The sequence below is a fragment of the Pseudomonas sp. NBRC 100443 genome (assembly GCF_030268185.1).
GTDB lineage: Bacteria > Pseudomonadota > Gammaproteobacteria > Pseudomonadales > Pseudomonadaceae > Pseudomonas > Pseudomonas citronellolis.
In genome coordinates this window covers 63,306-76,792 of sequence record NZ_BSQE01000018.1, presented here as the reverse complement: position 1 = coordinate 76,792, position 13,487 = coordinate 63,306, and the positions used below count along the sequence as shown (strand labels likewise).

Annotated in this window: 13 protein-coding genes; 8 read left to right on the top strand and 5 right to left on the bottom strand. The window is 69.6% G+C overall.

From position 1 onward, the window contains the following. The first annotated feature begins 43 nt into the window (after positions 1-43). The 7 genes from QSJ95_RS22325 (at position 44) to QSJ95_RS22295 (ending at position 5,118) form a co-directional block, all read left to right on the top strand. A complete protein-coding gene (locus QSJ95_RS22325) occupies positions 44-1,834 on the top strand; it encodes a DUF294 nucleotidyltransferase-like domain-containing protein (RefSeq protein ID WP_285645369.1) in 1,791 nt (596 codons plus the stop codon). Continuing rightward, positions 1,831-2,457: a 3'-5' exonuclease gene (locus QSJ95_RS22320; protein ID WP_009620486.1), complete on the top strand. Its 627-nt coding sequence runs from the start codon at positions 1,831-1,833 to the stop codon at positions 2,455-2,457. Before QSJ95_RS22325 ends, QSJ95_RS22320 begins: the two co-directional genes overlap by 4 nt. 138 nt (positions 2,458-2,595) lie before the next feature. Next, positions 2,596-2,748, top strand: coding sequence for a DUF3309 family protein (locus QSJ95_RS22315; protein ID WP_009620484.1), 153 nt, complete (start codon positions 2,596-2,598; stop codon positions 2,746-2,748). Between the two features lie 114 nt (positions 2,749-2,862). Then, positions 2,863-3,168, top strand: coding sequence for a hypothetical protein (locus tag QSJ95_RS22310; RefSeq protein WP_009620483.1), 306 nt, complete (start codon positions 2,863-2,865; stop codon positions 3,166-3,168). Positions 3,169-3,297: 129 nt separating this feature from the next. Beyond that, a complete protein-coding gene (locus QSJ95_RS22305) occupies positions 3,298-4,110 on the top strand; it encodes an SDR family oxidoreductase (RefSeq protein ID WP_285645367.1) in 813 nt (270 codons plus the stop codon). Between the two features lie 234 nt (positions 4,111-4,344). After that, complete coding sequence (locus QSJ95_RS22300) at positions 4,345-4,770, top strand: hypothetical protein (RefSeq protein ID WP_009620481.1); 426 nt, start codon at positions 4,345-4,347, stop codon at positions 4,768-4,770. Positions 4,771-4,788: 18 nt separating this feature from the next. Next, positions 4,789-5,118, top strand: a complete 330-nt coding sequence (locus tag QSJ95_RS22295; RefSeq protein ID WP_009620480.1) for a YnfA family protein — start codon at positions 4,789-4,791, stop codon at positions 5,116-5,118. 346 nt (positions 5,119-5,464) lie between these two features. On the opposite strand, the gene QSJ95_RS22290 is transcribed toward QSJ95_RS22295, so the two are convergent. The 4 genes from QSJ95_RS22290 to QSJ95_RS22275 all read right to left on the bottom strand — a co-directional run bounded on the left by QSJ95_RS22290 (position 5,465) and on the right by QSJ95_RS22275 (position 10,567). Next, complete coding sequence (locus QSJ95_RS22290; protein WP_043315660.1) at positions 5,465-5,695, bottom strand: YheU family protein; 231 nt, start codon at positions 5,693-5,695, stop codon at positions 5,465-5,467. Positions 5,696-5,764: 69 nt separating this feature from the next. Beyond that, positions 5,765-6,967, bottom strand: a complete 1,203-nt coding sequence (locus tag QSJ95_RS22285) for an osmoprotectant NAGGN system M42 family peptidase (protein ID WP_043315663.1) — start codon at positions 6,965-6,967, stop codon at positions 5,765-5,767. Further along, positions 6,964-8,736: an N-acetylglutaminylglutamine synthetase gene (gene ngg / locus QSJ95_RS22280; RefSeq protein ID WP_069861243.1), complete on the bottom strand. Its 1,773-nt coding sequence runs from the start codon at positions 8,734-8,736 to the stop codon at positions 6,964-6,966. The genes QSJ95_RS22285 and ngg overlap by 4 nt, the downstream gene beginning before the upstream one ends. A 61-nt stretch (positions 8,737-8,797) precedes the next feature. Beyond that, the gene (locus tag QSJ95_RS22275) at positions 8,798-10,567 is read right to left on the bottom strand and encodes an N-acetylglutaminylglutamine amidotransferase (protein ID WP_285645363.1); all 1,770 of its coding nucleotides are present in this window, start codon (positions 10,565-10,567) and stop codon (positions 8,798-8,800) included. 141 nt (positions 10,568-10,708) lie between these two features. Here QSJ95_RS22275 and QSJ95_RS22270 point away from each other — a divergent pair, with 141 nt between their 5' ends. Further along, on the top strand, positions 10,709-11,179 hold the full coding sequence (locus QSJ95_RS22270) for a MarR family winged helix-turn-helix transcriptional regulator (protein ID WP_043271020.1): 471 nt from the start codon (positions 10,709-10,711) through the stop codon (positions 11,177-11,179). Between the two features lie 261 nt (positions 11,180-11,440). Here the strand turns inward: QSJ95_RS22270 and mnmC are convergent, their stop codons facing one another. Continuing rightward, positions 11,441-13,408 carry a bifunctional tRNA (5-methylaminomethyl-2-thiouridine)(34)-methyltransferase MnmC2/FAD-dependent 5-carboxymethylaminomethyl-2-thiouridine(34) oxidoreductase MnmC1 gene (gene mnmC, locus QSJ95_RS22265; protein WP_285645360.1) on the bottom strand — a complete coding sequence of 656 codons (1,968 nt, stop codon included), beginning with the start codon at positions 13,406-13,408 and terminating at the stop codon, positions 11,441-11,443. Positions 13,409-13,487: the final 79 nt, after the last annotated feature.

Below are 13,487 nucleotides of genomic sequence, written 5' to 3'. Positions count from 1 at the left end.
GCCTCCGGCTTCGCCTTTTTCGCACTGCCACAAGGGGCTCGCGATGCCCGAGAGCTTCAACTTCTCCGCGCCGCCTTTCGACCAGTTGCGCGCGGGCGAGCGCCAGGCCTTCGCCGAGGCCCTGAGCGTCGCCTACTACACCAGTGGCGAGACCGTGCTCGAAGCCGGCGCGGCGGTGCCCTGCCTGTTCATCGTGCTCAAGGGCGTGGTGGAGGAGCGCGGCGAGGACGGCCGTTTGTTCGCCCAGTACGCCGGCGACGACCTGTTCGACATCCGCGGGCTGTTCTCCGGCAGCAGCAAGCACGCCTACCGCGCGGTGGAGGAGAGCATCCTCTACGAACTGCCGGCCAGCACCTTCCACCAGCTGTGCGGCGACAACCCCGTCTTCGCCCGCTTCTTCCAGGCCGACCTCGCGGCCAAGCGCCAATTGGCGCGGCGCGACGGGCAGAACCTGGCCGAATTCATCCTGACCCGCATCGCCCGCGAGCACCTGCTGCCGGCCATCGAAGTGGACGCCGGGCTGCCCCTGGGCGACGCCGCGCGCCTGCAGCTCAGCCATGGCGCCGATGCCCTGCTGGTGCGCAGTGGCGGCGAGTTGGGCATCGTCACCCGCACCGACCTGATGCGCGCGCACTTCCGCGACGGCCGCGCCGAGGACGAGGCCATCGGCCCGCTCGCCCACGGCCCGCTGGCCAGTGTCGAGCTGGGCGACTTCCTGTTCGACGCCATGATCCTCATGACGCGCCTGCGCATCGAGCGCGTCGCGGTGCACGAGGACGGCGAAGTGGTCGGCCTGTTGCACCTGACCCAGGTGCTCAGCCTGTTCTCCACCCATTCCCACGTCCTGGCGCTGCGCATCGCCCGCGCCGAGACCGAGGAGGAACTGCGCGGCGCCGCCGAGACGCTGCACACCCTGATCGCCACCCTGGCCGGCAACGGCATCCGCCTGCGCTTCATCATGCAACTGGTCGGCGCGCTCAACGAGCAATTGCTCGAACGCCTCTTCGAACTCTTGATACCGGCGCCGCTGCGCAGCCGCTGCTGCCTGGTGGTGATGGGCAGCGAAGGCCGCGGCGAGCAACTGCTCAAGACCGACCAGGACAACGCCCTGATCCTCGCCGACGACTTCCCCCAGGAACAGGCCCTGGCGCTGATGCAGCGCTTCAGCGAAGCACTGCTGGCCTGCGGCTACCCGCCGTGCCCCGGCGGCGTCATGGCCAGCCACGCGCAGTGGTGCAAGCCGCTGGCCGCCTGGCAGCGCGAGCTGAATGCCACGGCCCTGGAGGGGCGCCCGGAACAGCTGCTGCGCCTGTCGATCCTCGCCGACGCCTGGCCGGTGGCCGGCAACCGCCAGCTGTTCGACGGCCTGCGCCAGGGCCTGCTGGGCTTCGCCGCGGACGGCGAGCGCTGGCTGGCGGACATCGCCGTGGCGGCCCTGCAGTTCGACACTCCGCTGACCTTCCTCGGCCAGCTGAAGACCCGCGAAGAACACCTGGACATCAAGCGCGGCGGCATCTTCCCCATCGTCCACGGCTGCCGCGTGCTGGCCCTGCGCGAGGGACTGGAGGCGCGCGGCAGCCTGGCCCGGCTGGAAGCGCTGAAGGCGCGCGGCGTGCTCGACGAGGGCCTGGCGGAGAACCTCGCCGAAGCCTTCGAGCTGTTCCTGCAACTGCGCCTGGTCCAGCAACTGGCCGGCGAGCGCGACGGCCGCCAGCAGGGCCTGGACGTCGCCCGCCTGAGCCGCCACGAGCGCGACATGCTGCGCTTCGGGCTGCATGCGGTGAAGAAGTTCAAGCAGAGCCTGGAACGGCAGTTCCACCTGGAGAGCCGATGAACGCCCTGGTGAAGATTCCCGACCATCACTGGTCCGGCTGGCGCCGCCGGCTGTACTGGTGCCTGCACGCCCCGGAGGAGGCCGAGGAGATCGTCTCCCTGGACCTGGAGACCACCAGCCTCGACCCGCGCAAGGCGGACATCCTCAGCATAGGCGCGGTGCTCATCCGCCGCGGCAAGCTGGTGCTCGGCGAGCGCCTGGAGCTGCTGGTGGAGCCGCCGGCCAGCCTCGACGGCGAGTCGATCCGCATCCACAAGCTGCGCCGCGCCGACCTCGAAGGCCAGCTGCCGCTGGACGAGGCGCTGCGCCGGACGCTGGCCTTCATCGGCGACCGCCCGCTGCTGGGCTACTACCTGTCGTTCGACGTCGCCGTGCTGCGCCGCCACCTGCGCGAGCGCCTGGGCGAGGCCCTGGGCAACCCGCGTATCGAGGTCTCCGCGCTGTACCAGCGCAAGATGGCGCGGCGCTACCCGGACCTGCACCTGGACCTGCGCTTCGACACCCTGGCGCGCACCCTGGGCATTCCCGTGGAAGGCCGCCACACCGCGCTGGGCGATGCGCGCAGCGTGGCGCTGATGTTCCTGCGCCTGCGCAAGGGCTCGCTGCCCGACCTGCAGCACTGAGCCCGCGGCGCAGAAAAACTGAATCCCGGCGTTGCGGCGCCAGTCCCAATAGCAGGTGGGCAGCCCGTGCGCTGCCCGTTCCGCGGACGCGGGCCGGCATTGCCGGCGTGCCGTCCGACTGCCTACGGGAGGCGCACCATGGGAACCATTCTGCTGGTCATCCTCATCCTTCTGCTCATCGGCGGCCTGCCGGTGTATCCCTATTCGCGCAGCTGGGGCTACGGGCCCTCGGGGATCCTCGGCGTGGTCCTGGTGGTGCTGCTGGTCATGCTCCTGCTGGGCTACGTATAGCGTGAACCCTTTGCGGTTCGCCGCCGGCGCAAGGTGCGCAAAGTGATCCAGGACACAGCCCGCCGTCCGCCCACGCCCTACCATGATGGCCTTTTGCAGGACGGGGGAAAGGGAATGCTCGGAGTCGTACTGGTCGCCCTGGGCAGCCTGTGGCTGCTCGGCCAGTTGCTCAGTGGCCTGGTGGCGCTGCCGGCGGCGGACTGGCTGGCGCGGGAGAGCGATCCGCAACGCTACTGGCAGTTCGTCTATTTCGCCCCGGCCCTGCTGCTGGCGCTGGGTTTCTTCCTGTTGCGCTACCGCGTGCATTCGTTCGCCGGCCTGCGTCGCGAGAAGGTCAATTGCGCGGCCTTCGTGCTGATCTTCGCGGGCGTCGCTCTGGTTCTCGGGAAGCTTTCCTGTCTGCTGCTTCCATTGTTCTGAAGGCCGCGCCTTACCTGGCTGTGGCGCCGGTTTGCCGGCGCCATTCAGCAGCCTGATTAAAGCGCAGCGCGGGCGGGCCCTTGGCTACACTGCCGGACAATTCCCCGGACAAGACAAGGCAACCCCCCTATGCAAAACCGCATGATGATCACCGGCGCCGGTTCCGGCCTGGGCCGCGAAATCGCCCTGCGCTGGGCCCGCGAAGGCTGGCGCCTGGCCCTGGCCGACATCAACGACGACGGCCTGGCCGAAACCCTGCGCCTGGTGCGCGAGGCCGGCGGCGACGGCTTCACCCAGCGCTGCGACGTGCGCGACTACAGCCAGCTGACGGCGCTGGCCCAGGCCTGCGAGGAGAAGCTCGGCGGCATCGACGTCATCGTCAACAATGCCGGCGTGGCCTCCGGCGGCTTCTTCGAGGAGCTGTCGCTGGAAGACTGGGACTGGCAGATCTCCATCAACCTGATGGGCGTGGTCAAGGGCTGCAAGGCCTTCCTGCCGCTGCTGGAGCGCAGCAAGGGGCGCATCGTCAACATCGCCTCCATGGCCGCGCTGATGCAGGGCCCGGCGATGAGCAACTACAACGTGGCCAAGGCCGGCGTGGTGGCCCTGTCGGAAAGCCTGCTGGCCGAGCTGAGCCTGGTGGAGGTGAAGGTCCACGTGGTCTGCCCGTCGTTCTTCCAGACCAACCTGCTGGACTCCTTCCGCGGCCCCAGCCCGGACATGAAGAACCAGGTGGGCAAGCTGCTGGAAGGTTCGCCGATCAGCGCCGCCGACATCGCCGACTACATCCACCAGGAAGTCGAGCGCGGCAGCTTCATGATCCTGCCCCACGAGCAGGGCCGCCTGGCCTGGCAGGTCAAGCAGCAGAACCCGCAGGCGATCTACGACGAGATGACGCGCATGGCGCAGAAGATGAAGGCCAAGCAGCGCAGCCTGGCCTGAGTCTCTGCACCGCTTCGGTGCAAGCGAAAACAGCGCTTGCCCAGGGCGGTGCAAAAGCGTAGTTTTGCTTCACCGGCCTGCCTGCCGATGTAAGTTGGACCCCAGTGAAAGCCCCGCCTCCATCGCGGGGCTTTCGCTTTTCCGGGCCAGGCCACGCAACATTGCCGCCCGGCGCTTCCGTGGCGCCAGCGCCTGTGCTAGAAGGCAGCGTCGTCCAGAGGGAGTCTCACCGTCTTGCAGTCCGAATCCATCGTCTATGGTTGCATCCGCGACTGGCCCGGCGACTCCATGGAGCGGCGCCTGCGCCGCGCGGCCAACCGCAAGGTGCTGGACAGCCTGCCGATGGGCGAGGCTTGGCCGTTCCTCGGCCGCGAGATGTTCAGCCGCTGCGAGCAGGAAGGTGCCGGCCTGTACCAGTCCCAGGTGATCCACTTCGGCGCCAGCTACCCGGCCATCGAATACGAGTGGAACCTGTGGGTGGAGCAGTTCGAGGCGCTGCTCAAGCGCCTGTACTGGGCCAGCGCGGTGGTGCACCTGGAAACCGAACTCAACGGCTGCCACACCTTCCGCTGGGAATCCGAACGCGGCTTCCACAGCCCCCAGGAAGGCGACCTGCGGGTACGCTGCGCCTGGGAACGCGAAGGCGGCCTGCGCGGCTGAGCCGCCAAGGAAAGCGAGATGCTCAACTACCTGTGGTTCCTCCTGGCCGCGTTCTGCGAGATCGCCGGCTGCTACGCCTTCTTCCTCTGGCTACGCCTGGACCGCACGCCCCTGTGGATAATTCCCGGGCTGTTCAGCCTGCTGTGCTTCGCCCTGCTGCTGACCCGCGTCGAGGCGGCCTATGCCGGGCGTTCCTATGCGGCCTATGGCGGCATCTACGTGGCGGCGTCGCTGTTCTGGCTGGCGTATGTGGAGAAGAGCCGGCCGTTGTGGAGCGACTGGCTGGGCGTGGCGCTGTGCATCGTGGGGGCGAGCGTGGTGCTGCTGGGGCCGAAGTTGGCGCCTTGATGGGGGGCTGGCTTTTCGTAGGAGCGAGCTTGCTCGCGAACAAGCTCCCCGGTGACTCCGCTGCCGGGCCCACCTCTGTTCCCTCTCCCTAACCCTCTCCCTGAAGGGAGAGGGGACCGTTCGGCGTGCTCGGGTATTTTGGAGTTAGCCGGCAACTCCGAAGGTTGCCGGCTGAAACCATTTCCTCTCTCGGCACGGACAAGCCCCCTCTCCCTTCAGGGCGGGGCGCGCAGCCGAGGGCTGGTGAGAGGGCGCTCCAAAGCCCAGCACCTAAAGTCCCCGACAAGCGCCATTCGCGAGCAAGCTCGCTCCTACACCACCACACACCCCGTAGGATGGGTATCGCTCAGCTCTCCAGCCACTCCTTCGGCACTTCCACCTTGAGCATCAACTGGCACTGCTGGCTCTCCGGATCGAACACGATCACCGCCTCGCCGCGCCTGAGCGCATGGCGGGCGCGTTCGACGCGGGTGGCCAGGGGCGTGTCGTCGCCGTTGTCGGTGCCTTCGCGGGTGACGAAGTCTTCCAGCAGGTTGTTGAGGGTCTCGGCTTCGAGCAGGTCGTAGGGAATCAGCATGGGCGGGCACTCGGCGGAACAGGCGGCGATTCTAGTCGCGCGCCGCGCCGGCGGCGAGTCCGGGGCGCCTCAGTGGCGCCCCTTTTCGTCGTCCTTGCCGTTGTCCAGCAACTCGCCCACCGGTTGCACGTGGGTGGTGCTCTCCATGTGCACCGGGTGTTCCAGCTGCTTGCTGAAGCGCTCGATGGCGCCTTCCTTGGGCTCGGCGTCGCTGTCGAACACCGGCGGGCTGAGCAGGTAGGCGCAGAGCAGGCGCGCCAGGTTGGCCAGGCTGTCGATGTGGGTGCGCTCGTAGCCGTGGGTGGCGTCGCAGCCGAAGGCCAGCAGCGCGGTGCGGATGTCGTGGCCGGCCTCGATCGCCGACTGCGCGTCGCTGTGGTAGTAGCGGAACAGGTCGCGGCGCACCGCCACCTCGTGGCGCTCGGCCAGGCGCAGCAGGTGCCGCGAGAGGTGGTAGTCGTAGGGCCCGCCGGAATCCTGCAGGGCCACGCTCACCGCATGCTCGCTGGAGTTCTGCCCCTCGGCCACCGGGGCGATGTCGATGCCGACGAACTCGCTGACGTCCCAGGGCAGGGCGCCCGCCGCGCCGGAGCCGATCTCCTCGGTGATGGTGAACAGCGGGTGGCAGTCGATCGGCGGCTCCTGGCCGCTTTCGACGATGGCCTTGAGCGCCGCCAGCAGCGCCGCCACGCCGGCCTTGTCGTCCAGGTGGCGGGCGCTGATGTGGCCGCTGTCGGTGAACTCCGGCAGCGGGTCGAAGGCCACGAAGTCGCCGATGGACACACCCAGCGAGGCGCTGTCGGCCGGGCTCACGGTGTAGGCGTCCAGGCGCAGCTCGACGTGGTCCCAGCTGATCGGCAGGCTGTCCACCGCGGTGTTGAAGGCGTGCCCCGAGGCCATCAGCGGCAGCACGCTGCCGCGCAGCACGCCGTTGTCGCAGAACACGGTGACGCGGCTGCCTTCGGCGAAGCGGCTCGACCAGCAGCCCACCGGGGCCAGGGCCAGGCGGCCGTTGGGCTTGATCTCGCGGACGATGGCGCCGATGGTGTCCAGGTGCGCTGAGACCGCGCGGTCCGGGCTGTTGCGGCGGCCGGCGAGGGTCGCGCGGATGGTCCCGCGGCGGGTCATCTCGAAGGGGATGCCGATCTCCTCCAGACGCTCGGCGACGTAGCGCACGATGGTGTCGGTGAAGCCGGTGGGGCTGGGGATGGCGAGCATCTCCAGCAGCACCCGCTGCAGGTAGTTGAGGTCCGGTTGCGGCAGTCGGCTCATGCGGGCACCTCGCGGTCCAGGGGTTCGCGGCTGAGCGGGAAGAGCAGGTCGAGGAAGCGTTCGGCGGTGGGCTGCGGCTCGTGGTTGGCCAGGCCCGGGCGCTCGTTGGCTTCGATGATCACGTAGTCCTCGCCCTCCACGTCGGGCACCAGCAGGTCCAGCCCGGTGACCGGGATTTCCAGCGCCCGCGCGGCGCGGATGGCGGCCTCGCGCAGGGCCGGGTGGAGCTTGTCGGTGACGTCTTCCAGGGTGCCGCCGGTGTGCAGGTTGGCGGTGCCGCGCACGGCCAGGCGGCGGCCTTCGGGCAGCACGTCGTCGTAGCCGAAGCCGGCGGCCTGCAGGGTGCGCTCGGTCTCGCCGTCCAGGGGGATGCGGCTTTCGCCGCCGGTGGCGGCCTGGCGCCGGCGGCTCTGCGCCTCGATCAGCTGGCGGATGCTGTGGCGGCCGTCGCCGATCACCGTGGCCGGGTGGCGCACCGCGGCGGCCACCACTTCGTAGCCGATCACCAGCACGCGCAGGTCCTGGCCGGGGTGGTAGCTCTCCAGCAGCACGCGGCCGTCGAACTGGCGGGCGTGTTCGATGGCGGCCTCGACCTCTTCGGCGCGCGTCAGGTTCACCGCCACGCCCTGGCCCTGCTCGCCGTCCACCGGCTTGACCACCAGCGCGCCGTGCTCGGCGAGGAAGGCGGCGTTGTCCGCGGCGCTGGCGGCCAGGCGCTGCTGCGGCTGCTTCAGGCCGGCGCGTTCCAGCGCCCGGTGGGTCAGGCGCTTGTCCTGGCAGAGGGTCATGCTCACCGCGCTGGTCAGGTCGCACAGCGACTCGCGGCAGCGGATGCGCCGGCCGCCTTGGGTCAGGCTGAAGATGCCGGCCTCGGCGTCCTGCACCTGCACTTCGATGCCGCGGCGATGGGCCTCGTCGACGATGATCCGGGCGTAGGGGTTCAGGCCCTGCTCGGGGCCGGGGCCGAGGAACAGCGGCTGGTTGATGCCGTTCTTGCGCTTGATGGCGAAGGTCGCCAGCTCGCGGAAGCCCAGCTTGCGGTACAGCGCCTTCGCCTGCTTGTTGCTGTGCAGCACCGACAGGTCGAGGTAGGCCAGCTCGCGGCTCATGAAGTGCTCGATCAGGTGGCGCACCAGCGCCTCGCCGACGCCGGGCCGGCTGCATTGCGGGTCCACCGCCAGGCACCAGAGGCTGGAGCCGCCTTCGGGGTCGTGGAAGGCCTTGGCGTGGTTCAGGCCCATGACCGCGCCGACCGCATTGCCGGTCTCGCTGTCCTCGGCCAGCCAGTAGGTGGGCCCGCCCTGGTAGTGCGGGGTGAGCCGCTGCGCGTCCACCGGCAGCATGCCGCGGGCCAGGTACAGGCGGTTGACCGCCGCCCAGTCGTCCTCGCCGTGTACCCGGCGGATGCGGAAGCCGCGGAACGAGCGGCGCGCCGGGCGGTAGTCGGTGAACCACAGGCGCAGGGTGTCGGAGGGGTCGAGGAACAGCTGCTGCGGCGCATGGGCCAGCACCTGCTGCGGCGCCGCCACGTAGAGGGCGATGTCGCGCTCGCCGGGGCGCTCGTTGAGCAGCTCGCCGGCCAGCGCGTCGGGTTCGGCGAAGGTGTGCCCGATCAGCAGCCGGCCCCAGCCGCAGTGCAGGCTGTGGGGCTCGCAGCCGGGCCGCTCGTGGTCCTCGGCAAAGCGCGCCTGCAGGCGCTGGTAGGTCGGCACCTGGCCGCGCAGCAGGCGCTGGTTGTGCGGATGGGGCAGGTTGAAATGGCTTTTCATGGTTCGCTCCCTGGAGGGCGGGCCGCCGGTACGGTGCCGGCGGCCCGCGCTGCTGGCTGGGTCAGAGTCCCTGTTCGGTCAGCCAGAGGTTGAGGGCGGCCAGCTGCCAGAGCTTGGAGCCGCGCAACGGGGTGAGGTCGTCCTGCGGGCTGCCGAGCAGGCGGTCGATCTGCGCCGGCTCGAACAGGCCGCGGTCCTGGCTCGGGTCCAGCAGCAGTTCGCTGACCCAGGCCCGGGTGTTGCCCTGCAGGTGCTTGAGGCCCGGCACCGGGAAGTAGCCCTTGGGCCGGTCGATCACCTCGGCGGGGATCACCCGCCGCGCCGCGGCCTTGAGCACCTGCTTGCCGCCGTCGCCGAGCTTGAAGCGCGCCGGGATGCGCGCCGAGAGTTCGGCCAGGCGGTAGTCGAGGAACGGCACGCGGGCCTCCAGGCCCCAGGCCATGGTCATGTTGTCGACGCGCTTGACCGGGTCGTCCACCAGCATGATGGTGCTGTCCAGGCGCAGCGCCTTGTCCACCGCGTCGCTGGCGCCGGGCATGGCGAAGTGCTCGGCGACGAAGGCCTGGGCCACGTCCTCCACGCGCATGGCCGGGCGCACCGTGGCTTCGTACTCGCCGTGGCTGCGGTCGAAGAAGGCCGCGCGGTAGGCGTGCAGCGGCGAGGTGGCGTCGACCATGGGCGGGTACCAGTGGTAGCCGGCGAAGAGTTCGTCGGCGCCCTGGCCGCTCTGCACCACCTTGCAGTGCTTCGACACCTCGCGGGCGAGCAGGTAGAAGGCGATGCAGTCGTGGCTGACCATGGGTTCGCTCATGGCGCGGAAGGCCGCCGGCAGCTGCTCGATCACCTCGTTCTCGCCGATGCGCAGCTGGTGGTGGCGCGTGCCGTAGCGGCGGGCGATGAGGTCGGAATAGCGGAACTCGTCGCCGCGCTCGCCGCCGGCATCCTCGAAGCCGATGGAGAAGGTCAGCAGGTCGTCCACCCCGGCCTCGTGCAGCAGGCCGACCAGCAGGCTGGAATCCACCCCGCCGGAGAGCAGCACGCCCACCTCGCGGGCGGCGCGCTGGCGGATGGCCACGGCCTCGCGCAGGCTGTCCAGCACGCGGTCTTCCCAATCCTCCAGGCGCAGTTCGCGTTCGTCCTCGCGGCAGCCGTATTCCAGGCGCCACCAGCAGTGCTGCTCGCTGCGGCCATCGGCGTCGATGCTCATCCAGGTCGCCGGCGGCAGCTTGCGCACGCCGTTGAGGATGGTGCGCGGCGCGGGCACCACGGCGTGGAAGTTCAGGTAGAGGTTGAGCGCCTCGGCGTCCAGGCTGGTGTCGACGCCGCCGCCCTGCAGCAGCGCCGGCAGGCTGGAGGCGAAGCGCAGGCGCTTGTCGTCCCGGGCCAGATACAGCGGCTTGATGCCCAGGCGGTCGCGGGCGATGAACAGCCGGCGGGCGTCGCGCTCCCAGATGGCGAAGGCGAACATGCCATTGAGCTTGGGCAACAGCTCCTTGCCCCAGGCGTGGTACCCCTTGAGCAGCACCTCGGTGTCGCCGCCGGAGAAGAAGCGGTAGCCGAGGGCTTCCAGCTCCTTGCGCAGCTCGGGGTAGTTGTAGATGGCGCCGTTGAACACCAGGGACAGGCCCAGGGTGGTGTCGATCATCGGCTGGCCGGAGGCTTCGGCCAGGTCCATGATCTTCAGCCGGCGGTGGCCAAGGGCCACTGGCCCTTCGCTGTGGAAGCCCCAGGCGTCGGGTCCGCGGGGGGCGAGATGGTGGGTGATGCGTTCGACCGCCGCGAGGTCGGCCGGTTGATTGTCGAAGCGTAGTTCTCCTGCTAAGCCGCACATTTTCCTTACCGGTTCTCCGTTGGGGATGAATGGGGTTCAGGCCGGGGCCCTTTTTTTGTGTTAACAGAAAGACTCTTTCATGTGAAAGTAGTTCTATGATTTTTTTATGAATTACTGCGGTTTTTGAACGGACGATTGATTATGGTTGAAAGGAAAAATGCCTTGGAGGATGCCTATGCGCTGTCCATGTTCCAGGCCCTGCGGCGGCTGCAGCAGGGCAGCGAGGTGCATGCCAAGCGCCTGAGCCGCTTCGGCGGGCTGACGCCGCTGCAGTTGCTGATCCTGCAGGTGATGCTGGTGGAGCGGGAGATCACCGCCAGCCGCCTGGCCAAGCGTGTGAGCCTGTCCCAGGCTTCGCTGTCCGGGGTGCTCGATCGTCTGGAAAGCCGTGGCCTGCTGGCGCGCCGGCGTGACGAGCAGGACAGGCGCAAGCAGTGGTTGCTGCTGGAGGACGCCGGCCGCGATGCGCTGCAGTCGGCGCCGCCGCTGTTGCCGGAGTATGTGCTGGCGCGCTTCGCCGAATTGCCCGAGTGGGAGCGGCATGCGGTGCTGGCGGGGTTGTTGCGGGCGGCGGAGTTGTTCGAGTTGCCGGAGGAGGAGGAAGAGGAGTGAGGGGCCACGCAATGCCAATCGCGGTACGACCGTGCCCCAGCGTAGGGCGAATAACCGTTCGCGGTTATCCGCCGATGCACCGAAGCCACAGCCCACGCCAAGGTCAACCCAGACGCCGCCGGGAACCAAGGCCAAACGGCGGATAACGCCGTAGGCGTTATCCGCCCTACGATTTTCTGATGGGTATCGCTTCGCTCAACGCCATCCTACGGGGTGGTTTGCCGGCCACGCCGGACGCCCCGGTGACAATCCGTTCAGCCTTCAGCCTTCAGCCTTCTTCTGCCCCCGCACCAACTCGCGCAGGAAGAACCGGTTGGGATGGCAGGCCTCGGCCACGGCACGGGACAGGGGTAGCGGTTCGTCGTCCAGCCAGGCTGCCAGCAGTTCGCCGGACAGCGGCGCGCTGATCAGCCCGCGGGAGCCGTGGGCGCTGTTCAGGTACAGGCCGTCGAGCCAGGGGCAGGGCGCTTCGGGTACCTGGCGGGCGTCCTTGGCCAACACGGCGTAGGCCTCGGCGAAGGCTTCGCGCGCGGCCAGCGGGCCGATCAGCGGCAGGTAGTCCGGGGTGGTGCAACGGAACGCGGCGCGGCCTTCGAGGGCTGCCGGGTCCTGCGGGCCCAGGCGCTGCAGCAGGTCCGGGGAGATTTCCCGCAGCAGCTCCAGGTTGCCCTGGTGTTCGGCGACGGTGGGCTGCAGGTCGTCGCTGTGAAAGTCGAAGCTGGCGCCCAGGGTGTGCTCGCCCAGGCGCGGCGGGGCGACGTAGCCCTCGGCGCAGACCACGGTACGCAGCGCCGCGCTGGCGTCGGTGGCCGGCAGGCGGCTGATCTGCCCGCGGATGCGCTTGAGCGGCAGGCTGGCCGCGCCGGGGAAGGCGCGTACCTCGGCCGCGATGGCCAGGACTGCCACCGGCGCCGAGGCCAGGCGCTGCTCGCCGTCGAGGGCATGCCACTGCCCGCCGTCGCGCTCCAGGCGCACCTCGTGGCCGCTCAGCAGCTCGATGTTCGGGTGTTCGGCCAGGGCCCGGCACAGCGCCGGCGGATGCGCCCAGCCGGCCTCGGGGAAGAACAGCCCGCCGGCCGGCAGGGCGATGCCGGCGGTGGCTTCGGCCTGTTCCCGCGAGAGCGCCTGCAGCAGGTCCTCGGGGAAGGCTTCGGCCAGCTTTGCCTGGCGTTTGCCCTCGGCTTCGTCGAAGGCCAGTTGCAGCACGCCGCAGGCGTCCCAGTCGCGGCCGCGTTGCAGGCGTTCCAGCAGCCGGCGGGTATGGCCGAAGCCGGCTACCACCAGGCGCGACAGCGCCGTGCCGTGGGCCGAGAGCTTGAGGTAGAGCACGCCCTGGGGGTTGCCCGAGGCCTCCGCGGCCAGTTCGCCATGGCGTTCCACCAGGCTTACCTTCCAGCCGCGCACAGCCAGGCTGGCGGCGGTGGCGCAGCCGGCCAGGCCGCCGCCGACGACCAGCGCGCGGCGCTCGCCCACGGGCGCCGGCGGGCGCGCATACCAGGGCTTGGCGGCGTCCTGCGGCTGGCCCTGGAACTCGCCCACCAGCATCTCGCGCTTCTGCCCGAAGCCCTTGACCCGCTGCATGGCGAAGCCGGCGGCGATCAGCCCGCGGCGGACGAAACCGGCGCTGGTGAAGGTGGCCAGCGTCGCGCCGGGGGCCGCCAGCCGCGCCAGTTCGGCGAACAGCGGCTCGGTCCACATCTCCGGGTTCTTCGCCGGGGAGAAGCCGTCGAGGAACCAGGCGTCGATGCGCGCGTCCAGTTCCGGCAGGGTTTCCAGCACGTCGCCTACCAGCAGGGTGAGCACCACCCGGCCGCCGTCGAACAGCAGGCGCTGGAAGCCGGGGTGGATGGCGTGGTACTGCGCCAGCAGCTGTTCGCTCCAGGGCCGCAGTTCGTCCCACAGGGCCAGGGCGCGCGCCAGGTCGTCGCGGCGCAGCGGGTACTTCTCCACGCTGACGAAGTGCAGGAGCGCATCCGCCGGGGCCAGGGCCTGGAACTGGCGCCAGGCGCAGAGGAAGTTCAGGCCGGTGCCGAAGCCGGTCTCGCCGATGCACAGGCGCCCGCCCGCCGGCAGTGCGGCGAAGCGTCGCGGCAGCTGGTTGCCGTCGAGGAACACGTGGTGGGTTTCCGCCAGGCCCGAGGCGCGGGAGAAGTACACGTCGCCGTAGGCGCGCGACAGGGGCTGGCCGTTTTCGTCCCAGTCGAGCTGGGCGCTGTGGTGGTCGGGCATGGGGCTACCGGCAGGAAAGCGAAGCGCGCATTTTAGCCGATCCCCCGCGCAGACAGCCTGCGTCACATCCGCTACCTTC

What these genes read in the sequence shown, in the direction of transcription:
- QSJ95_RS22325 (WP_285645369.1), top strand. Translation starts at nt 44, where the DNA reads ATGCCCGAGAGCTTCAACTTCTCCGCGCCGCCTTTCGACCAGTTGCGC.
- QSJ95_RS22320 (WP_009620486.1), top strand. Translation starts at nt 1,831, where the DNA reads ATGAACGCCCTGGTGAAGATTCCCGACCATCACTGGTCCGGCTGGCGC.
- QSJ95_RS22315 (WP_009620484.1), top strand. Translation starts at nt 2,596, where the DNA reads ATGGGAACCATTCTGCTGGTCATCCTCATCCTTCTGCTCATCGGCGGC.
- QSJ95_RS22310 (WP_009620483.1), top strand. Translation starts at nt 2,863, where the DNA reads ATGCTCGGAGTCGTACTGGTCGCCCTGGGCAGCCTGTGGCTGCTCGGC.
- QSJ95_RS22305 (WP_285645367.1), top strand. Translation starts at nt 3,298, where the DNA reads ATGCAAAACCGCATGATGATCACCGGCGCCGGTTCCGGCCTGGGCCGC.
- QSJ95_RS22295 (WP_009620480.1), top strand. Translation starts at nt 4,789, where the DNA reads ATGCTCAACTACCTGTGGTTCCTCCTGGCCGCGTTCTGCGAGATCGCC.
- QSJ95_RS22290 (WP_043315660.1), bottom strand. Translation starts at nt 5,695, where the DNA reads ATGCTGATTCCCTACGACCTGCTCGAAGCCGAGACCCTCAACAACCTG.
- QSJ95_RS22285 (WP_043315663.1), bottom strand. Translation starts at nt 6,967, where the DNA reads ATGAGCCGACTGCCGCAACCGGACCTCAACTACCTGCAGCGGGTGCTG.
- ngg (WP_069861243.1), bottom strand. Translation starts at nt 8,736, where the DNA reads ATGAAAAGCCATTTCAACCTGCCCCATCCGCACAACCAGCGCCTGCTG.
- QSJ95_RS22275 (WP_285645363.1), bottom strand. Translation starts at nt 10,567, where the DNA reads ATGTGCGGCTTAGCAGGAGAACTACGCTTCGACAATCAACCGGCCGAC.
- QSJ95_RS22270 (WP_043271020.1), top strand. Translation starts at nt 10,709, where the DNA reads ATGGTTGAAAGGAAAAATGCCTTGGAGGATGCCTATGCGCTGTCCATG.
- mnmC (WP_285645360.1), bottom strand. Translation starts at nt 13,408, where the DNA reads ATGCCCGACCACCACAGCGCCCAGCTCGACTGGGACGAAAACGGCCAG.